Here is an 18,803-nt window from a genome sequence, read left to right on the forward strand (position 1 = left end):
GATCAGACGCCAGCGGCGGGACGGCCGCCGCGGCCGCTAGTGAGATCGGCCGCCGGTGAGGTCAGCCGGTAGGTGAGCAGTTGAGTTCTCAGGGGGAGAACAGCTTGACGTAGACCTGCAGGTCTCGCCAGTCATTGTTGTCGATGGAATTCGGCGAATCCTCGAACCCGACAGTAATCGTGCCGTTGTCGCTGTCCGAAACCACGTGTGGGCTGACGCGCCAGGGCGTTTCGGCCGTGCCGAGGAAGGGCTTGTGGCGGCCCTGGATCTTGTAGCGCCGGATCTTTTCGCTGAGGTTGCGCACAACGTACACGCCCCGATTGGTGGGTTGCTTGAGGCCCGGTGCGGACTCGACGCCGTCGTCCGACCACAGCAGCTTGCCGTCCTGCGCGTCAACGATGCGGAACCCGGTCTGGAACCTCGCCTCGGCTGTCAGGGTCAGCAGGGCCTCTTCGCCGGGACGCAGGTCGAGCGAGAAGCCTTCACTGACGTCCACGTCTTCGGGCTGCTCGGACGAGGCCATCGGCTCGGGCAACAGGGGCGAGACCGGAAGGCGCGGCGCGCCAAGGCGCTGCGGGAAAGAGAACTTGAGCACGGCCCGGATGTCGTTGAAGTCGCGGTCGGGCGAGTACATGTCGGCGTCCTCGGCGAGTCCGTCGTAGCCGCTGTCATCCCAGCCGATGACCAGCAGGTCTTCCTCGTCGAATTGGATAAGGTAGTCGCTCTGCTGCCACTGCTCATTGCCCTCGTTGTCTTCCAGCGCGAACGAACCGGTCAGCAGGTAGTACTTTGTCAGCGAGGAGTCATTGAACTCAGAGAACGACCCGATCTGGCCGGCGGCCCGCTCCCGTGAGTAGACCTTGATGTCGGCGCTGTGGTCGCCCTGCGACGAGTTGTCGAACATCAACGCCTTGCCGGTCATGTTGCCAAGGTGGTTCAGCTCGACAACCGCCAGCGAGTTCTTGCCGCGGGCGTCCGTGTCGACCGCCACCTGCATCAGGCAGCCCTGGGGCAGCGCGACCAAGTACCCTCGTTCGCGGCGATTCCGCACCCGCTCGAACCAGGCGTTGCCGCTGCAGAGCGTGAGTCGCGTGCCCGCCGAATCATCGGTCTGCGGCAGCACGATATTCGTGAGCAGCGGGTGCCGCGTCAGTTTCTCGAGCAGCCTCAACGAGGTCTTGTCCTCGACTACCAGGCCGGGGGAATCACTAGGCGGGTTGGTGTTGCTCGACCAGACCCGGGCGACCTGATTGGAATCGTGGGGATCGGGCACGCCGCTCGATGGCTTCAGCGACCAGACCAGCCCAAAGAAGAAGACCGCGGCGAGGGCGGCGGCACACACCTGGGCGGTCGGCCACCCACCCGACGCCGCCTGGGGCGAGATGGTCGGCGACTCGGGGCGCTGGGGCCGCATGCTCGTAAAGTCGAGCACCGGCTGGCCGACGTGTGAGTACTCGAGCTCCAGCACGGCTAGCACGGTCTGCTGGCTGGCGTAGTAGTCTTGCAGCTCGGGTTGATCAAGGAGAAGGGACTCGAGACGCCCGATGCGATCCACGCTTGCGCCCTCGTCGGCGATAGCCGACAGCAGCGAGTCGATCTCCTGTTTTTGTGATTCAGTCATCGCCCTGTTCAGATTATGTGCCGCGCCTGCCTGTTCTGCTCCACTATCACGCCCGCTCCTCACACGCCGGCGTCAGTCGCCGCACCCCCCGATTGGAGCCGGCCAATTGGGCCCGGGCAACCGGGCCCGGGCTGTCGCCGCCCCCAGCGGGGGCGTCGCCGGTTAGGCGTTCTCTGCAACCTGCCTCTCGATGCAGCCTTGCAGCGCCCTCCGGATCCGCATCAAACCTACTTTGACCGCCGACGGGCTCTTGCCGATGCTATCCGCAAGTTTCGCGACCGGCATCCCGTCCTCATATCGCATCCGCAGCATGTCGCGGTTCTTCTTGCTAACGCTCGCCAGGCAGTGACGCAGCGCGAGGCGGACTTCTGCCTCGCGCGGGTCCTGGGCCTCTTCCCGATTGGTGAGTTGCTCGACGAGCTTCTCGGTGAACACCAATCGGTCGCGGCCCTGGTCCCGGACGTAGGCCTGCACTTGCCAGTACGCCACTTTCCTCGACCAGGCGCGGAAGTTGGTCCCTGGCTCGAAGGTCTGGGACTTGCGCCAGATCGCAACGTTGGTCTCTTGCAGGACGTTGCTAGCCGCGTCTGGGTCGCCCAGCAGCACCGTAATATACCGACGCAGGCGAAACTGTTCGGCAGTCAGCAGCTGGATGAAGGCCTCGTCCACTGGGGCCGGCTTGTCCCCCGACGATGCGTCCCCCGACGATGCGTCCTGCGGATTGGCGTCGTTGGCGTGCGGTGTGCCCAAGTTAAGTCCTGCCGTATTTCTTCGCTCGCCAACGCCCGTACAAGCAATGCCCGTACAAGCAATGCCCGTACAAGCAATGCCGTGTCGCAGCGACAGACCCTCGGCGTTCCGCACGCCGCAACTTTTGACGCCGCACGCGCTGCCTATACCCGTATCGCAGCTGCGGCCACTTTACGGCTTACTCCTTGATACCGAGCCACGGCTCACGGTTACACAAGTTCTGCAAAAGAATTAGCAAAACGCGGGCGTCGCCCTGTGCGTTGACCCGATGGCGCCTGCTTCAAGTTGGGGCTCGAGCAGCGGTTCTCACAGGAATGTCTTGGAATTCCTGTAACCCTTGGATAAACCTCGGTATTAGGAGGTGGCGGTCAACCCGCTCAACGGCGTGGCACGCGTGTCCCGGGCAAGGCGCCGGGCGGTGGATGATGTGCTTGGGCTGTTGCTTTTCATTGGTGGGTATGCCGCCTGATTCGAAACACACGCAGTTGCGAAGCACGCCAGGTGGCAGCACCGATCGCTCACGGCGTTTCGGTCTGAGGGTTCACTTTTCGCCTTAAAACGTCGGTCGCTATCAACTTTTTTCAGTCAGTGCCAAGGAGCGAAGCATGTTCGCTGAGGCGACAAATTGTCGTGTGCATTCGGAAGCCCCCAGTCTGGTCATCGGGCCGAGTGATCCACCGCGATCGACCCGGTTGCGGCGACCCGGGTTCACACTTGTCGAGCTGTTGGTGGTCATCGCTATCATCGGCATCCTAGTAGCTTTGCTACTTCCCGCAGTTCAGGCCGCACGGGAAGCCGCTCGGCGAACCAAGTGTGTCAACAACTTGAAAAACATCACCCTCGGCATGCTCAATCATGAGTCGACCTACGGCAACCTGCCGTCGTCGGGCTGGGCCGGCAACTGGACCGGCGACCCAGACCGCGGCGCCGGGGCGACTCAGCCCGGCAGCTGGCTGTACAGCATCCTGCCGTTTATCGAGGAGACCCCGATCTACGAAATGGGCAGTGGGCTCACCGGCGCGGCTCGGTTCGCTAAGTTGGCAGAGCGTGACGCGACCCCGATTGACGTGTTGAACTGCCCCTCACGCCGTGAGGGGGGACCGTACGCAGCCAGCAACACGGCGAAGTCGGGCGATGGAACGGGTGGTGTAGGGCAATATGTACAACGGGTGGGCGCGCGAGCCGACTACGCGGTTAGTGTCGGCGATGAAACCCAGTACGACGGCAACTGCATCGGTCTCTGCCCGAGCGATTACAAGAAGACCAGCTACGACCCCAAGGATTTTCCCCCGAAGGCCGCCAAGTTCACCGGGATCAGCTACTGCGGCGCCGCAGTCAAGCTTAGACAGATTACCGACGGGCTCAGCAAGACAATCGCCCTCGGCGAGCGCTGGGTCCCCGAAGAGATCTACGCTGATGGCGAGAACTGGGTGGCAGACGACTGGGGCATGTACGCCGGGTTCCAGGACGACATGGCGAAGTCGACCTACTACAACGGCCGCAACCCGACGCACCGCCCGCGCGGCGACTTCGAATCGCTCGAGGCAGTTCAGACCGAACTCGGCACTTTCGGTGACCGAACCCGCGAGTTCTTTGGCGGCCCGCACACCGGCGGCTGCATGTTCTCGATGTGCGACGGGTCCGTCAGCCTGCTGAACTACGACGTCGACGTCGAAACCTTCCGCCAGATGGGCGCCCGCGCCGATGGCGGTCAGATCAAAGAGTTCGCTCGCACCCGCAATTAGCCAGGGCTGCACCAAGGCCAAGCGCCACGCGGCCTCGTCCTATTCACAACGATGCACGTTTACTTCAGATGAACACGCAAGGATTTTCGACAATGGCGAAGAATAGCATTGTGCCCGCCCTCGGGGGGCGCGCCTTACTACTAGCGGGCGCCCTCTTCTGGCTCGCCTCGCCTGCCCATGCATTCAACGTGATTACCCCCGGCGACCCGATCATCGCCATCGACCTCGACTTTACGATTGGCAGCAGCTTCCCCCTCGCCGAGGGGCCGGAGAATATCCTCGACAACAACATCAGCACCAAGTACCTCAACTTCGGGACCAGCGACACGGGTTTCATCGTGAACCCGGCCGGTTCGCCGACCGTGCGGAGCTTCACGCTGACCACCGCCAACGACGCGCCAGAACGCGACCCCGCGTCATGGGTGCTCTACGGCACCAACGATCCGATTGTCTCGGAGTCGAACAGCAACGGCCGACTCGAGAACTGGACGCAGATCGACATGGGCGCGCTGTCTTTGACCAACGATCGCCAAACGCTGCAGGGCGCTTTCAACGTCAGCAACTCGACCGGCTACGACTCCTACAAGATGATCTTCCCGACCACCAAGACCCCCGACACCATTATGCAGGTGGCGGATGTGTCGTTCTTCGACGCCCTCGATGGTGGCGGCAGCAGCCTGCTGAACATTGGTGACCCGGTGCTGGCGATCCGCGATGTCGACCCGTTCCCCTCTAGCAACTCCCCGGCGAATGAGCTCGCCGAGCGGCTGATCGACCGTGACCTGAACACCAAGTACCTGAACTTTGGCAAGCAGAACTCGGGCTTCATTATCTCGCCGACGACCGGCTCGACCGTTATCAACAAGTTCAGCATCACCACGGCGAATGACTTCCCCGACCGCGATCCGGCGACCTGGGAGCTCTACGGCACCAACGAGGCGATCACCACCGAATCGAACGGCATCGGCGACGAGCAGAACTGGACGCTGATCGACTCCGGCGCCTTCACCGCCAATGAGGCGCCCATCGGTCGCTTTACCAAGGGCGACGACGTCACCGTCAGCAACAACACGGCCTACTCGTCGTACCGGATGATCTTCCCCGACGTGCGCAACAACGATACCGCTTGCTGCATGCAGATTTCGGAGATCTCGCTCGACGCGCAGGACCTGGCGATCCTGACGGTCAATCGCCAGACCGGCGCGGTTGAGATCGAAGCGGTTGTGGATGTCGCCCTGGGCAACTACGAGATTGTCTCGAACTCGACCGAGGGCCTGACCCCTGCGAACTGGACCTCGATTGCGTCCACAAACGGCGACCCCAACGACGCGTGGGTTGAAGAGTCGGCGGAGGCCACGCTGCTCAGGGAGAGCGACGAGGCGGGCACAGGCGCCGACGACGGCCGCACCCTGCTGGCCGGCCAGTCGATCAGCCTGGGCAATATCTGGCAGTTGCTGCCCAGCTCGTTTGAGGATCTACAGTTCAACGTTCGTGGCAGCGACGGCTCGCTCATCGGCGGCACCGTCGAGTACACCGGCCCGGAGATTCTACTCGGGGACTACTCGGGTAACGGCAGTGTGGGCGCCGAAGACTGGCCGGCCTTCAAGGCCGTCTACGGCGGCACTTACGAGGGCGCAACCGCGCTGGAGGCCTACCTTGGTGGCGACCTCGACGGCGACTTTGATTCCGACATCCACGACTTCAACCTGTTCGTCGCCGCGGCGGGCGGGGCTGCGGCTCTCTTTGGAACCGTTCCCGAGCCGTCTTCGCTGATGCTGTTCGGCGCCATGGCCGCTGGCCTCGGGCTCCGTCGGCGCCGTGCAATCGTGGCGAAGGCCCCGGTCGCGGCGGCGGTAGCCCTGAGCGTGCTGTGCGCCTCGCAGGCCTCGGCCCAGTACCAACTGGTTGGCCCGATCGATCAGACGACTATCGTCACCTCGATCCCCGCTGGTCAGGAGAATGAGAACGAGAACTCGGGTCCCGAGAACCTGCTCGAGGACCCCTTTATGGCTCCGGACCTCGACATCAACCTCGACCTTTTTAACTTCAGCTACGCCACGCCCGACCTTGATCCCGCGCCGCTGCAGTACGCGGGTCTGGGCGTCGCCCCGAAGACGGTCTTTTTTGACTACGGTTCGAGCGTCACGGCCAATCACTTCGTGTACGCCCAGCGTTCCGGCGGCAACCCGATTGCCGACCGTGTTGGCCAGTTCGAGTTCTGGTTCAGCAACACCGACTTCGGCGGCGTGGTCCCGACCGGCGAGCCGGACTCTGTGTTTAACCTGTCGCCGACCGACAACCGACTGCTCGACAGCGTCATCCGTCCGTACCCGCTGTACGGGAGCCAATCGGGCCGCTACGTCGCGGTGCGGTTCACCGTTTCGGAGATCTCCGGGGACGCCGGCAACATCGGCGGCCACGAGTTCCACCTGGCGACTGGCCCTACCGAGCCCGTGGTTGAGGTGAACCGCGCGACCGGCGCCATGACCCTCCGCAACAACCTGTCCGGCGCGGCCGCGGTTGACATGAAGTCGCTCACCATCGAGAGCCCCTCCGGCGGTCTTGATGCGTCCAGTTTCAATGGCCTGGGCGGCGACTCTGGCGCATTCCCGCTCGGCAACGGCAGCGGCAACGGCTGGGAGGTCGGTGGCGGCTCCGACTTCTTCCGGCTGGCCGAGGGCTACTTCGCGTCGGAGTCGACCCTGGCCGCAGGCGTGTCGGGCTTGTCGCTCGGCAACGGGTACAACCCGCTGTCGGTGGCTGAGGACCTGATCATCACCTACAGCAACGCTGCTGGCGAGGTCTACAACGCCCGCGTGACCTACACCGGCACGGCGCCGGACGTGCTGCTCGGTGATTTCAATGACGACAACGTCGTCGACGCGGCCGACTACACGGTCTGGCGGGACGCGTTCGGCACTACCACCGTGCTCCCGAACGACAAGACCCCTGGCGAGGTTACGGACCTCGACTACATGGACTGGGTGGCCAACTACGGTACGGTTGGCGCCGCCCCCGCGGCTTCAGCCCCGGAGCCAACCGCCGCCCTGCTGGCCGGCGTCCTTTCACTGGGTTTCGCGTCGCGCCGTCGACGCTAACTTTAGCGTCTTCTGTTATGCATCTCTGAGTCTTCCACTTTGCCTCTTCTGGAGTAAGTATCATGAGAGTAGCGTCCGCGTTCCTGGCGGCCCTAGCCGGTCTGGGCCTTGTCGCCCAGCAGGCGATGGCGGTGGCGATCCTGTCGCCGGCCGACACCATTATCGGCGTCGACTTCGACGGCCCCCACTCAAAGAGTTCTTACCCAGGCGGTGAGAACCCGGGCTTTGCTATCGACGGCACCGCGTCGAAGTACTTGAATTTCGCCGGCTCCAACTCGGGCTTTATCGTCACCCCGTCGATTGGTAGCTCGACCGTGCAGAGCATGGTCCTTACCTCGGCCAACGACGACGCGACGCGCGACCCGACATCGTTCCAGCTGTTTGGCACCAACGATCCGATCGTGAGCCTGGACAACTCCTTGGGAATTGACGAATCCTGGACCCCGATCGACGGCTTCGACCTGACGGGCGGGTTCGAGGTTCCCGCGGCGCGTAACACGGTTGGTCCGGTCATCCCGTTGACGAACGCGGCCGGAGCCTTCACCTCGTACAAGTTGCTGTTCCCCACGGTGGGCGGCAGCAACCTGATGCAGATTGGTGAAGTCGATTTCTTCGCGAGCACCGACGGCACGGGATCCGACCTGCTGACCCCGGGCGACCCGATCCTCGCCATCGACGCGGATCTCGCTCCCGATAGTGAGTACCCCGGCGCCGAGTCGCCCGCCAAGCTGATCGACGGAGACGGCGGATCGAAGTACCTGAACTTCGGTAAAGAGAACGCGGGCTTCATTGTGACCCCCGCGATGGGCGCCGAAGTTGTCAAGACGTTCCGCTTGACCACAGCTAACGACGCGGAAGCTCGTGACCCGAGTAGCTGGCAGCTGTACGGCACCAATGATCCGATCCAGAGCCTAGACAACAGCCAGGCCGATGGCGGCGAGGTGTGGACGCTGCTGGACGAGGGCGCCGTCGCCCTGCCGACCGACCGCAACGCGCTTGGTCCGTTTGTGAAGGTCGACAACGACTCTGCCTACGCGTCTTATATGATGGTGTTTCCGACCCTGCGAGATGTGGACGGGGCCAACTCGCTGCAGTTCTCGGAGGTCCAGTTCTTCAGCACCAGCATCCCCGAGCCGACGACCGCGGGCCTAGCTCTGCTGGCCAGCATCTGCGGAATGGGAATTCTACGTGGGCGTCGAGGGTAGTGGCTGAGTTCCGGGAGGGGGCCTGCCAGCCCTTACTGGGAAAAGCCGCTGCAAGAGTTTGACTAGGCGGGCAGCGTGGTTCGCCACGAGCCCTAGTCAATCAAAGTAGAGCCGCTCAACCGGCGAGTCCGGTTGAGCGGCTTTTTTATTGGCATTGATGTCGCCCCGCCGAGTGCGACGGCCATGGACGCGTTCGTTGAATCCGCAGCGACTCTGGCTGCAAAATTCGCGGCGTTGATTCGTCTGCGGTAAGCTCGTAGCAGAATTCTCATCTGTCTGCGGGGTCCACCATGCCGAGACGAATCGATTACTGCCTGCGCAGGGCTCACACGCTCGCGGCGTGGCGCGCGATGCTGGTCGCGCCGGCGGTGCTGTGCCTGCTCTCCCCCACCCCCGCCGCGGCGGCTGGCGGCGAGATCGATCGCCGCGAACTGGTGAGCAGGCACAACATCGTGCTCGACCGGCACACGCCACGGGCGCCTTGTCAGGTCGGCAACGGTCGGTTCGCGTTCGCGTTCGACATGACAGGGCTGCAGACGTTTGCGAGCGAAGAGCCGGACGCGCCGCCGCTCGGAACGATGTCCGACTGGTCGTGGCACTCGTTCCCAGAGAGGCAGGCCTACGCCTACGAAGACACGCTGCGTGAGTTCGACGTCCACGGCCGATCGGTGACCTACGCCACCGAAATGAAGAGCGACGCCGCGGTCGCGCTGCGGAGCAACCCCCACCGATTCAACCTGGCGCGGGTTTCGCTACGGCTCTCTCGCGATGACGGCACGTCGGCAGAGGTTGGCGATCTGGGTGGCGCCTCGCAAACGCTCGACTTGTGGACCGGTCAGGCAACAAGCCGATTTGAGTTTGCCGGCCAGCCGGTTGAGGTCCGCACGGCCGCCCACCCCGACCAGGACGCGATCGGGGTCTCGGTGTCCTCACCGCTGATCGCCACTGGGCAGATTGCCATTGAGGTCGACTTCGCCTACCCGGCAGGCGTTTGGGGGCCGCGTGTCGACAGTGAATCATGCGATCAGCGGCACACGACGCAATTGGTTCAGGCTGAGCGAGGCGGGCGGCTGCTGCGGACCATCGATGCAACCAAGTATGCCGTCGACGTCAGCACCAGTGGCGTAGTGCGCGCAACCGAGCGTACGCACCGATACGCGATCGAGAACACAGATTCGGAATCGCTGCAGGCGGTTATTCACTTCAAGCAATCAGCCGATCATCCCGTTGTCGCTCTCGACTTTGAGCAACTCTCGAACGCGGCGGCCAGAAACTGGGAAGCGTTCTGGTCTCGGGGGGGCGCGATCGACCTCTCGCGGAGCAGCGACCCTCGCTGGCGGGAGCTCGAGCGACGGGTCGTGCTGTCGCAGTACCTGACAGCCATTCAGTGCGCCGGCCAGATGCCGCCGCAGGAAACCGGCTTGCTGTGCAACAGCTGGTACGGGAAGAGCCACCTCGAGATGCACTGGTGGCACGCCGCCCACTTTTCGCTGTGGGGACGCCAGGAGCTGTTGGAACGCAGCCTCGGCTGGTACCAGGACATCCTGCCGGCGGCGAGGTCGATTGCCGCCCGGCAAGGCTACCAGGGCGTGCGGTGGCCGAAGATGACGGGTCCCGCCGGCGTGAGCTCACCGAGCGAGGTGGGCGAGTTGCTGATCTGGCAGCAGCCGCACCCCATCTACTTCGCCGAACTCGCCTTTAGGAGTCGTCCCACACGCGAGACGCTCCTGCGCTACCAACAGATCGTCGATCAGACGGCCGACTTCATGGCGTCGTATGCGCACCTCGACCAAGCGACCGAGAAGTACGAGTTGGGGCCGGTACTGATCCCAGCGCAGGAGTGCTACGACGGCCGCTCCCCGTCGGGCGTGCTGAACCCGACGTTCGAGCTCGCCTACTGGCGGTGGGGGCTCGAGGTCGCGAATCGGTGGCGACTGAGGCTCGGCCTGCCGGCAAACGAGGAGTGGTCGCGGGTCGCCGACCAGATCAACCCGCTGCCGATCCGCGCAGGACGCTACGCAGCAATCGAGAACGCCCCCTACCTGCGCCGTCGGGACCACCCTTCGATGCTGGCCGCGTTTGGCGTGCTGCCGGACACCGGGTTGGTAGACCGAGAGGCCATGCGGCGTACGCTGCTGGATGTGCGGCGCGACTGGGACTGGGAGTCGACCTGGGGCTGGGACTACCCCATGATGGCGATGACGGCTGCCCGGCTGGGCGAGCACAAGCAGGCGGTTGATTGCCTGCTGCTTGACACGCCCAAAAACGACTACCTTCAGAACGGCCATTGCTTCCAAGCCGACCGCCTGCCGGTCTATCTCCCCGCCAACGGCGGGCTCCTGACCGCGGTGGCGATGATGGCCGCCGGCTGGGACGGCGGGCCCGAGGGCGACGCCCCCGGCTTCCCGGACGACGGGTCGTGGGTGGTGCTCCACGAGGGGCTGAAGCCGATGCCGTAGTCAGCCGCGGGCCCCGCCATGGGGTCGGTAGTATTTCGAGCAATCCGTTCGCGCTGGTGGGCCTGCCGCGCGGCTCATCCCAGGGGAGTACTCACGGTGATCCACTCGCATCAGTCTTCGAGACGCTTGCGTCGCATCCTGCAAAATCTTGGCCTGGCGATTGTCTGTTGGGCCGCGGTTGGGATCGCCAGCGCCGAGGTCGACGTCGATTCGTTCCCGGTTGAGCACCTCGACTTCAGCATCGCCGAGGGGCCGTTCGAGCCGACCTGGGAGTCGATTGCCGAGCAGCACCCAGGGGCGGCGCCGTGGTTCCGCGACGCGAAGGTCGGCATCTGGATCCACTGGGGGCCGCAGGCCGCGGGAGAGGCGGGCGACTGGTACGCCAAGAAGATGTACCTGGAGGACGACTCCGCGGCGGCCAAGCACCGGGAACGCTTTGGCCACCCTTCGGAGTTCGGCTACAAGGACGTGCTAAATCAGTGGCGCACCCCCGACTTCGACGCCGACGCCCTGATGACGCGGTTCCACGACGCCGGATTCCGCTACGCAATCATCATGGGCGTTCACCACGACAACTTCGACCTGTGGGATTCTCGCCACCAGCCGTGGAACTCGACCCGCGTGGGGCCGCGGCGAAACTTCCTGAAGGAGTGGCTCACCGCGGCCAAGCGGCACGGCGTCCGCTCTGGGGTGAGCTTTCACCACGAGTACACCTGGTGGTGGTGGCAGCCGGCGTTCGGCGCCGACTCGTCCGGCCCCATGGCGGGCGTCCCTTACGACGGCCTGCTGACCGCGGCTGATGGGAAGGCAAAGTGGTGGGACGGCCTCGACCCCCGCGACCTCTACGGCAGTCCCCTGCAGGGCTACCCACAGTACGAACCGGTCCACCTGATCGCCCACGGACGCCAGGGGATCTTCGATCACCACCTCGACTACGCCCGCGAGTACGCGACCAAGTGGGCCGCACGGATCATGGACGTGGTCGATCGGTACGACGTCGACTTCATCTACACCGACGGCAACTCGACGCAGCCGTTCAGCGGCAAGCGGAGCGGGTCCGGCTACAAGTGCGACGCCGCGCAGCGGGTTGTGGCCCACTACTTCAATCGGACCCTCGAACGCCGTGGCAAGGTCGATGCGTTTGCGGTCGTGAAGTTTAGCAAGCCGCAGAACGGCCTGGCGTCGACCAGCGAGAGCCGGATCGGGGGCGGCATCAACACCGAGCGGATGTGGATGGGCGAGCGGGCCGTGGGGAGCTGGTTCTACGCGCCGGGCTTTGTCTACGATTGCAAGTCCGCCGTCCAGTCGCTGCTCGAGTACGCGTCGCGCGACGGCAACTTCGCGCTCTCGGTGCCGATCACGCCCTCGGGCGGTCTGACGCCCGATGCGGTGGAAATGCTCGAAGGGTTCGGCCGCTGGATGAAGATCAACGGCCGCGGCATCTACGGTTCAACCGCGTGGCGAGTTTTTAGCGAGGGGACCGGCAAGCTGCCCGGCGGCGCCATCGGCGCCCGGACCGCCGACTATCAATTCTCGAACGAGGACTTCCGATTCACCGTGGGCGCCGACGGCGCACTCTACGTCTGGTGCATGGCGACGCCGGAGAGCGGCGCTACGCTGCTGGTGCGTTCCCTCGCGTCCTCGTCAGCCAACGCCAAGGAGACAATCGAATCGGTCGAGCTGCTCGGGTCCGAATTGGAGGTCGTGTGGGAGCGGCTTGAGGAGGGGCTCCGGATAACGTGCCCCGACATGTCGGCGCTCCGGCACGCGGTTGGCTTCCGGGTGGTCCTCGAGTAGCCGCCCTGCGCCGCCACTGCCTAGGCGTGCCTGTCCCAGTCGCTTCGGTTCGTAGTCGCGTCGGTTCGCAGTCGCGTCGGTCGAGATCAGCCCTCGCCGGTGAGCCGACGACGGGGCACGTGTGCCGCGTTGCCGCCAAGAGAAGCGAAGGCCTGATCAACCGACGCGACCATGGTGTTCCGGGCGCTGGGGCTGTGGTCTTCAGTCGCCCCCGGTTCATTAGGCAGCGACTCGTCGGCAACAATCGATCGCGACAAACTTCTGGCGACGTGGCCTCGCGCGAGCAGACGCTCGGCGTGCGCGGCGTCCAGCCGGGCCTCGCCAGACACCAGGCGATCGCCGGTCGCCATCGCGGCGACGCCAGGCGATTTTTTTGCGTGCGGGACGCTCGCAAACGGCGTGGCAGGCAGACTCCAGAATCTAAAGAAGGGCGTCGCCGCTGCCGAGGCAAACTCAGCCGTCGGCTCTCCGTACGCATGCAGGATCGGCTCGTTAGAGGCGTCTACTGGCGCCCGGGCGGCGAGTGGCTCGCTTGGCGCCGCGGCCGCGGGCTCGACGAAGTTCGCTTCGGCGGAATCGGCCGGAGAAGCGGCCGGCTGTGCGAGGGCGTCTCGCCAGATCGCGTAGTCGGCGGCGTTGACCACTTGGTCGTGGTTGCCGTCGGCGCGGAGGTCGGAGGTCGATCCGTAAGTGCTTCGCCAGAGGTCGTAGTCGGCCTGTTCGACCAGTCCGTTGTCGTCGTAGTCTCCGGGCCGGCTGTCGACGGTGTAGGAAGCTTGCACCAGTCCGGTCCAGTAGCCGCTCGCCGCGAGCGTCCTGGAGAAGACGACCGTGTCCTCGACGAGCACGATGGGACCACTTCCCGACAGGACGTTGGCCGACTGGTTGATTCCGCCGTTGGCGCCGCGTGGATCCTGCCCGTCAGTGGTGTAGTAGACCGTGCCTCCTCGGACGCCGTTCGCCAAGGTTATGGAGAGGCCATAGGGGACGGCGCCGCTCGGTTGGCTGGGGGTGGGGGCCGGTAGGTAGAGCCCGTCTTGCAGCAACTGACCCAGCACCATGTCGTGGCGGGCGGGGAAGTAGACATCCAACAGCCACTCGACCTCGTTGTCCCAGTCGGTCTTGTTGTAGGGGGTGAACCGCTTGGCATCCCCCCACCGGGCCGCCTCGGCGATGATGGCGCCGGCGACTTGGTCTGCCCGCTCGGCCATTCGGGCGATGTTGGCGTCGGGTGTGAGGACGCCGTCGTCGAACATCAGCTCCTGCACCCGGTCGATAATCCGCTGGACGTAGGCGGGGTGGCTGAGCAGGTCCTGGTGCAAGTAGACCGGGTTGAAGAAGTCGTAGTTGTCGTCGAGCGCGTTGCGGAACGGGCCGGTGCGGTCGATGTCGAATGTCCCGTGCAGCGTCCCGGTAAGCTCCCCCGAGCCGAGAGAGTGTTCGTTGTCGTGCAGGAAGAACTGGAAGCCCTGGTCAGCGGTCTCGCGGTTGCGGATGCTAAACCAGTTGTTGGCTCGGTCGTTCCCGAGGAACGCCGAGATGCCGGTGTCGTGGCCCCCGGTGTAGATGATGATCATCATGTAGTCGACCAGGTTGTCGACGTCGAGCAGCACCTCAAGCTGTTCGTCCCGCACGCCTTCGGGAGTGAGCCCCTGCATGGCCCAGAAGTTGTCGGCGTTGGCGGTTGGGTTGTCGTCGAGGTCCTGCGCGAGGTCGAACAACTGCCGCCAGGCGACGTCGTTGCCGTCGGAGATCTCGAAGGTGTAGGCCTCGGTCGAGTCCGCTTTGAGGACGTCGTAGTCGCTCTCGTCGCCGCCGAAATACGCCTCTGCGAACTGCTCCTGCACGCGTTCCTGCGTCTGGTACAGCCCCCAGTACTGCCCGTTGAGATAGAGGTGGTAGTAGTTGCTGCGGGTGGTGGGGTGACCCATGTCCGCCTGGGTGTCGCGGGAGAACACCTCGCGGAGGTAGGTGTTCTGCTGCCCGTTCACCGAGTCGCCCCACGCGGCCCACGAGTAGTTCGAGGCGGTGCGCAGGTCGAGCACGTCAAACTCGTCGGCCCCGTCCTCCCCGAACAACGGGTAGTCGAGCAGACCGTCGCCGTAGTCGCCGCGGAAGTAGAGCCGGAAGGCGTGCTTCGGGTTGTAGTCGTTGCGGCCGGCCCCGCCTCGGATCCGCAGGCCGGCGTTCGTGGAGAACCCCTCCGAGCCGTCGGGGTTGATCAGCTCGACCGACGCCAGCCGCTCCCAATCGAATCCGCGGTTCAGCGCGTTGACATAGATGCCCGTAGCCGGGTCAAACAGGTTCTCTACATCGGTAGTGAGTGTGAGCGACGGGATCGCGGCCAGCGAGTCCTTCACCGCCTGCTCGCCGTACAGCGAGAGGATGGCGGGGTCGACGCCGTAATCCAAAAACTGCCCATTGACGTTGTAGCCGGGCCACCCGGACGGAGCCTGACCGGCGGGGGATTGATCGACGACGTCGTCCAGAAACAGGTAGCTGGCCGCCTGCACGAACGACGGCCGATAGTCCTGCTTGAACGTGGTCGCGCGGATCGTCGTCGTGCCGGTCACCACGATCGGTCCGGAGTAGACCGAGCCGTTGACCGGGTTGAGGTTAGCGTCGACCGCGGGCGTTGAGCCATCGGTCGTGTAAACGATCTGAGACCCGGCGGTTGCCGAGCTGAGCTGCACCAATTGAGGCGAGTCGTAGAAGCCGTGGGGGACGTTAAACTCGGCGGCGGCCGCGAACCCCGCGAACCCGTCACCATTGCCGAACCCAGGCGTGGGCGCGTCGAAGTAGTTGTAGGCGTCGGGGGCGACAATCGCCGCTTGGGAAGTTATCAGTTCCGGCGCAACGAGGAAGTCGGAGCTGCCCGACGAGCGGTTCAAGGCGTGGATCGCCAGCACGTTATCGCCACTAATCAGCAACGGGATCGCCGACGACACGTCGAAATCTTGAAAGGAGATTGCGTCGAAATCGTCGTGGCTGCTCGTGGCGGTCGAGTTCCATCTCGTCGCGTTCGGTGCGTTGGCCGCAGCAATCTGCACGCCATTCAGGTAGGCGACGAAGCCGTCGTCGTACTTCATCCGCAGCGTTAGCTGAGTGACTCCGGTCGTCGAATCGACGGTGAACGGCGTCCGCACGTACAGCGATGAGGTTCCGTTCGGGACCGCCGTGTTGTACTCGCCCACAAAAGTCGGCCACGGGTTGAAGGAGTCCTCGTACCCGAAGCCTGTGGGGCCCTGGATGTTGAACACGTTGTCGTTGAACCCAAGGCTGGTCCAGACGGCGTCGTGAACGCCGCTGGTCGGAACCCAAGCCCGCGCAATCGCGCCCTCGGCCACCAGAGTGTTCGGCGAGCTGGACATCGTGAGCCCGTAGGAGACGTCTTTCTCCTGGGCTGGGAATTCGGGCGAAAACGCGTCGATGACCGACTGCCCGTCGACGTCCACCAGGCCAAGGTACTCACCGTCCGCCGAGAGCCTGAAGCTGGTGTGGTACTCACCATTGGGGGCCACGACGTCCTTGCCCGAAGCAAATACCACAAGGTAGCCGCCCGCGTCGATCGCGGCGCCCGATGGGAACTGCCACTGGGTGAGTTCGTCGCTGTCGTCGGTCAGGTAGAGCCCGGCGAGCGACACCTCGCTCGCCAACGGGTTGAACAACTCGATCCAGTCGGAAGAGTCCCCCTCGAAGTCCTGAAGGGTGTCGTCGTTGGACGCCATGAACTCAGAGATCCGCAGCCCGGACGCGTCCAGCACGCACCGCGCTTCCAACTGCTGGAATTTGAGGTGTCGCGAGGAGTGGCACGAGTGATTGCGGGGCATTATCGTCGCTATTCGAGCCGCTGAAGCCGCGGCAAAAGATCAGGGCAGGGCGAGGCAGAACCAGGGGCCGAGGGCCCGGGCGACGCCTAGCGGGGGCGCGGGAGAAGCGCCCCACTTCCAGACTATCTGGCGCTTGGCTGTCTGTCGAGGAATTCAACCGCCGCGGTCGCCCGCGGCGCCGATCGCCGAGTGCATTCGAATGTCCGACCGTTGCATGCCAGGGCAGCACCGGGCCCTCTGGCTGCAAGGCGTTCGCGCAGGCGAGCGGTACTCATTGGCTCTTGCGCCGCCAATGAGCCGAAGCCGATCAGCGGGAGTGGCCTGCTATCGAAAATCTGATCCACCGGTTATGAAGGTCTCACCCGCCGCTTAGGCCAGGAGACCGCAGGATGAGTTCGAAGCGAAGAAGGCGACACAGCCCGGAGCAGATCGTTAAGAAGCTGCGTGACGCGGACGCGATGCTGAACGCCGGTAAGGACCTGGCGGCGGTGCTGCAGGCGTTGGAAGTCAGCGAGTCGACGCTAGAGCGCTGGCGTAAGCAGTACGGCGGGATGAAGTCGGAGGAGGCGGTTCGGCTGAAGAAGCTGGAGGACGAGAACCGCCGCCTGAAGCAGCTGGTGGCGGATCTCTCGCTCGACAACCAGGCGCTCAAGATCGTCGCGGAGGGAAACTTCTGAGCCCTTCCCGGAAACGAGCGGCGGTGGCCAAGCTGCGTGAGCAGTTGGGCCTCTCCGAGCGGAGGGCGTGCCGAGCAATCGGCCAGCCGCGGTCGAGCCAGCGTTACGAGTCGAAGCCACGGAGCGACGAGCCCCGGCTGCTGAAGCGGATGCTGCAGCTGGCGCGGAGGCGGCCGCGGTTCGGCTACCGCCGCATCGCGGCGTTGTTGCGAGCGGACGGCTTCCGGGCGAGTGCATCGCGCATCCTCCGTCTCTGGCGCCGTGAGGGGCTGAAAGTGCCGCAGAAGAAGCAAAAACGCCGCCGATTGGGAGTTGCGGAGAACGGCTGCGACCGCCAGCAGGCGACGCACAAGAACCACGTCTGGGCGTGGGACGACCTTGCATGGGACGCAGCTGAAGTGGCTGTCGATCGTCGATGAGCACACGCGGGAGTGCCTGACTCTCAAGTGCGATCGGAGCATCACGAGCGAGGACGTCATCGACACGCTGGCGGAGCTGTTCGCGATGCGGGGCGTGCCCGCGCACATCCGCTCGGACAACGGCCCGGAGTTCACCGCCAACGCGATCCAGCGCTGGCTCGAGCAGCTGGATGTCGGCGTGCTGTACATCGAGCCGGGCAGCCCGTGGCAGAACGGCTACGCGGAGAGCTTCCACAGCCGCCTGCGTGACGAGTTCCTGGCCGTCGAAGAGTTCGAGACCATGGTCGCAGCGAGGAAGCTCACGGCCGCCTGGCGAGACGACTACAACCACTACCGGCCGCACAGCTCATTGGGCTACCAGACCCCGGCCGAGTACGCGGCGAGCAGCCCCCACTCCGCTCCGGAGCTTGCTTCGGCTACGCCTCAGCAAGCTCCTCCGCTGCGCGGGGGCTGCCAGATTAACCAACCCGTACCTTCATAACGGGTGGTACAGGAAATCGATGCTGGTCAGGAGGTCGGTTCTCGTGCGTATAGGCCCAACGCGCCCGGCTCATCCGCCGCGCAATTGACTATTACGCAGGGAGAGTAGCCGCAGTCATTCCCAATGACACTCCTGCACGGTGGGCACGCGCCGGCGTGGGACTCATCGGTGGCGCTTGGTGCACGGAGAAGGTAGTGAATTGCGGCCACGGCTTGATGCGTCTGGATTCGGAATCGGTCGATTCTCCAGTCGACTTCGTTTCCGTGGACGTGTGCTAGGTGTGGAGTTTGGTAGGCTGAGGCCCCCAGCCAGCGACGTGGGCAGCAGGACCGCTGGTCTTGCAATGCAGTCGCTTGGAAAGTTGCGTCGCTGCTAGTGCGTCGCGGCGGGTTAAAGCCCTAGAGTTCCTTGGTCTGAACGCCTCATGCGGTTGGCGATCTCTTGACAGCTGGTAGGGGCCGGGGCGTGTGATTAGTATGGGTCGGGGATCCGACGCAGTCTCAGCCGATTAACCCGCCCTTCGATTTCCGCGATGAAAATCCTGTCACAATTCTGGACGATGCTCCGCGGGCCCTGGCTGAGAGAGACGCACGTCACCCTGAACGGCTACTGCGAGCAGTGCGGCGGGACCACGCTGCTGCGTTCTGAACGCTCTGGCCGTATCACTTGCCCCCAGTGTCGCGACTGATTCGAGGCCCGCGACTGAGTCGGGGTTTCGGAC

Annotated in this window: 8 protein-coding genes and 1 pseudogene; 6 read left to right on the forward strand and 3 right to left on the reverse strand. The window is 64.4% G+C overall.

The window, feature by feature from the left end; translation table 11 throughout:
• Window positions 1-88: 88 nt before the first annotated feature.
• Together Pla123a_RS03445 and Pla123a_RS03450 are read right to left on the reverse strand one after the other, a co-directional pair.
• Window positions 89-1,621: a hypothetical protein gene (locus Pla123a_RS03445; protein ID WP_146584118.1), complete on the reverse strand. Its 1,533-nt coding sequence runs from the start codon at window positions 1,619-1,621 to the stop codon at window positions 89-91.
• 162 nt (window positions 1,622-1,783) lie between these two features.
• Window positions 1,784-2,371, reverse strand: coding sequence for a sigma-70 family RNA polymerase sigma factor (locus Pla123a_RS03450; protein ID WP_197527632.1), 588 nt, complete (start codon window positions 2,369-2,371; stop codon window positions 1,784-1,786).
• Window positions 2,372-3,099: 728 nt separating this feature from the next.
• Between Pla123a_RS03450 and Pla123a_RS03455 the strand changes: the two genes are divergently transcribed.
• The 5 genes from Pla123a_RS03455 (at window position 3,100) to Pla123a_RS03475 (ending at window position 12,675) form a co-directional block, all read left to right on the forward strand.
• The gene (locus tag Pla123a_RS03455; RefSeq protein WP_197527633.1) at window positions 3,100-4,116 is read left to right on the forward strand and encodes a DUF1559 family PulG-like putative transporter; all 1,017 of its coding nucleotides are present in this window, start codon (window positions 3,100-3,102) and stop codon (window positions 4,114-4,116) included.
• Window positions 4,117-4,208: 92 nt separating this feature from the next.
• Window positions 4,209-7,214 carry a PEP-CTERM sorting domain-containing protein gene (locus Pla123a_RS03460; protein WP_197527634.1) on the forward strand — a complete coding sequence of 1,002 codons (3,006 nt, stop codon included), beginning with the start codon at window positions 4,209-4,211 and terminating at the stop codon, window positions 7,212-7,214.
• Window positions 7,215-7,276: 62 nt separating this feature from the next.
• On the forward strand, window positions 7,277-8,419 hold the full coding sequence (locus tag Pla123a_RS03465; RefSeq protein ID WP_146584122.1) for a hypothetical protein: 1,143 nt from the start codon (window positions 7,277-7,279) through the stop codon (window positions 8,417-8,419).
• Between the two features lie 290 nt (window positions 8,420-8,709).
• Window positions 8,710-10,878: a hypothetical protein gene (locus Pla123a_RS03470; RefSeq protein ID WP_197527635.1), complete on the forward strand. Its 2,169-nt coding sequence runs from the start codon at window positions 8,710-8,712 to the stop codon at window positions 10,876-10,878.
• A 126-nt stretch (window positions 10,879-11,004) separates the two neighbouring features.
• Window positions 11,005-12,675, forward strand: a complete 1,671-nt coding sequence (locus tag Pla123a_RS03475; protein WP_197527636.1) for an alpha-L-fucosidase — start codon at window positions 11,005-11,007, stop codon at window positions 12,673-12,675.
• 86 nt (window positions 12,676-12,761) lie between these two features.
• Here Pla123a_RS03475 and Pla123a_RS03480 read toward each other — a convergent pair whose 3' ends face one another.
• A complete protein-coding gene (locus tag Pla123a_RS03480; RefSeq protein WP_146584124.1) occupies window positions 12,762-16,505 on the reverse strand; it encodes a CotH kinase family protein in 3,744 nt (1,247 codons plus the stop codon).
• Window positions 16,506-16,894: 389 nt separating this feature from the next.
• Here Pla123a_RS03480 and Pla123a_RS03485 point away from each other — a divergent pair.
• A pseudogene (locus Pla123a_RS03485) lies at window positions 16,895-17,980 on the forward strand (IS3 family transposase); the annotation flags it as partial.
• Between the last annotated feature and the right edge of the window lie 823 nt (window positions 17,981-18,803).

It is taken from the genome of Posidoniimonas polymericola (assembly GCF_007859935.1).
In the GTDB taxonomy this organism is placed as follows: Bacteria; Planctomycetota; Planctomycetia; order Pirellulales; family Lacipirellulaceae; genus Posidoniimonas; species Posidoniimonas polymericola.

Bases quoted from the DNA above. Each gene is read 5' to 3' on its own strand.
- Pla123a_RS03445 (WP_146584118.1), bottom strand. From the start codon at position 1,621: ATGACTGAATCACAAAAACAGGAGATCGACTCGCTGCTGTCGGCTATC.
- Pla123a_RS03460 (WP_197527634.1), top strand. From the start codon at position 4,209: ATGGCGAAGAATAGCATTGTGCCCGCCCTCGGGGGGCGCGCCTTACTA.
- Pla123a_RS03465 (WP_146584122.1), top strand. From the start codon at position 7,277: ATGAGAGTAGCGTCCGCGTTCCTGGCGGCCCTAGCCGGTCTGGGCCTT.
- Pla123a_RS03470 (WP_197527635.1), top strand. From the start codon at position 8,710: ATGCCGAGACGAATCGATTACTGCCTGCGCAGGGCTCACACGCTCGCG.
- Pla123a_RS03480 (WP_146584124.1), bottom strand. From the start codon at position 16,505: ATGCCCCGCAATCACTCGTGCCACTCCTCGCGACACCTCAAATTCCAG.